Source organism: Faecalibacter rhinopitheci, assembly GCF_015234135.1.
GTDB lineage: Bacteria > Bacteroidota > Bacteroidia > Flavobacteriales > Weeksellaceae > Empedobacter > Empedobacter rhinopitheci.
The window spans coordinates 1-2,426 of sequence record NZ_JADGIK010000031.1 but is presented as its reverse complement, the minus strand read 5'-3'; the positions used below and the strand labels follow the sequence as shown (position 1 = coordinate 2,426).

Here is a 2,426-nt window from a genome sequence, read left to right as displayed (position 1 = left end):
AAAAGCACTAGCCACTAAAGTGACGTATGATGGTTTTGGACGTACAGATAAAGAATATTTACCAGGTGTAGTTGCTGGAATTAATTTTCCAAGTACGATTAATTATTCAAATTACCCAGAAACGGGAAAAGTATATGCTCAGAAAGAATACGAAAACTCGCCATTAAGCCGTGTTTTAAAACAAGGAGCTCCTGGTGAAATTTGGAAAGTCGAAGGCAACAATAATATAAAATTTCAATATCAAACCAATACTTCTAATGAAGTATTAAATTTTGGTGTCTCATTGGATAATAATTATGTTCCAACTTTAATTTTAAATAATTATTATTCTGCTGGTTCTTTATATAAAACAATTACCATCGACGAAAATGGTCAACCCATTCAAGAGTTTAAAGACAAGGACGGAAAATAATTCTGAAACGTATAAATATTAAAAGTAAAGCTGATTTTCCTAAGAATTCAAATGGTGATCACGATACTTATTATGTATATGATATTTAAGGCAATTTAACCTATGTCTTACCTCCACAATTAGTGAAAAGTGCTGGTAAAAGTGTTAGTGTTTCAGATTATATCAATCATTTACCTGAATTAGGATATCAATACCAATACGATGAAAAGAATCGTTTAGTCGAAAAACAACTTCCTGGTAAAGGCCGTGAATTTATGGTTTATGATAAAGAAGATCGTTTAGTACTATACCAAGATATCAATATGAGAAATGGTAGTGTAAATACGACTTCAGAAAATACTACACTCAATAAAGGTTGGACATTTACCAAATATGATAAATTTGGTCGTATACTTTATACAGGGTATTTTAAAAATACAGCTGATCGCAAAGCGATGGAAGCAGCTCTAAAAAATAAAACAACCCCTAATAATGAAGTAAAATCTTCTACAGGTTTTACAAATAATGGATTACGAATTTATTATACCACTAACGAATTTCCTAAAAGTAGTTTAATTGTTCATACTGTTAATTACTACGATAATTATGAGTTTCTTGAATTAAAACCTTCGGATTTAAACGAGCAAAGTTTGGTTAATGAACTTGATCAAGAATTAAAAGGTATTTCAGTTGCAACATTTTCTAATATTCTGGGTACAAACACCTGGAACAAGAATTTTACTTTCTTCGAAAATAAATACTTACGTCCTGTTATTACAACTCAATTGAATTATAATGGAGGTAAAACAGAAACTAAGACAGAATACGATTCGTTTAGAGGAAAAGTAGTATCAACTACAACTACTCATCAGTTAAGTTTAGATACAGAACCTGTTATTGTTAAAGAAAGTTTCAAGTATAATCCAGACGAAAGCATACAATACCAAACGCATCAAATCAATGATGGACCTGAAGAATATATTGTAAGAAATGAATACAATGACATTAAACAATTGGTTCGTAAAAAAATTGGAAACTCAAGTTTAAACTCACCCTTAGAACAAGTAGATTACAAATTTAACATTCGTGGTTGGTTAACGGATATAAATTCTATTGAAAATACTTCGGATAGATTATTCAGTTTTAAGATTAAATATCATGATTCTGAAAGAGGTGATAATCCTTACAATGGGAATATCGGAGAAATATTATGGAAAATAAACAATGGTGCTACGAAATCATATGCTTATCATTACGATGGTCTAAATCGACTACTATTAGGTAAATCTACTGAAGTATCAAATAGTATAGTTTCTACTAATCAGTATGATGAACGTATTTATGGGTATGATTTTAATGGAAATATTTTAGGATTATCACGTAATACTATTGGACATGAATTATCATTAAATGGAATTCAAAGTATAGATCAATTAGAATATCAATATAAACCTAATTCTAATCAACTTGAAAGTGTGAATGATCTTACGAGTAATGAACAAGGTTTTAACGATAAAAATACAACAGGTGCAGATTACGAATATGATTTAAATGGAAATCTAAAAAAGGATTTAAATAAAAACATTACGAATATTGCCTATAATCACTTAAATTTACCAATAGAAGTTCTTTTTAATAATAATGGTGAATTAAGTAAAATTCAATTCTTATATGATGCTTCTGGTGTTAAGGTTTCAAAATTAGTAAATGACAATTTATTAATTCCTTATTCAGAAAATACTTTCTACGATAATGGATTTCAATATAAACAATCAGCTGGAAGAGGTAATAATTTATCTTTACAATTCTTCCCAACAGCTGAAGGCTATGTAAATGTAAATGAAGGTATTTTTGAATATGTCTATAATTATACCGATCATTTAGGAAACGTACGCGTGAGTTATACGAAAGGCGAAGATGGAAACCGTAAAATTGTAGATGAAAACAGTTATTACCCTTTTGGATTAAAGCACAACAACCAAAGTATTGTTAATACAGCTAACCCAAACTATAAGTACAAATACAATGGTAAAGA

2 protein-coding genes are annotated in these 2,426 nt (G+C 29.3%); both read left to right on the top strand.

Going from position 1 to position 2,426, the window contains the following annotated elements:
• A partial coding sequence (locus IM532_RS13565) for a DUF6443 domain-containing protein (protein ID WP_228063737.1) occupies nt 1–412 on the top strand: 412 nt, incomplete at its 5' end.
• 122 nt (nt 413–534) lie between these two features.
• Nucleotides 535–2,426 (top strand): RHS repeat domain-containing protein (locus tag IM532_RS13560; protein WP_394368357.1); only part of this gene is annotated, 1,892 nt, incomplete at its 3' end.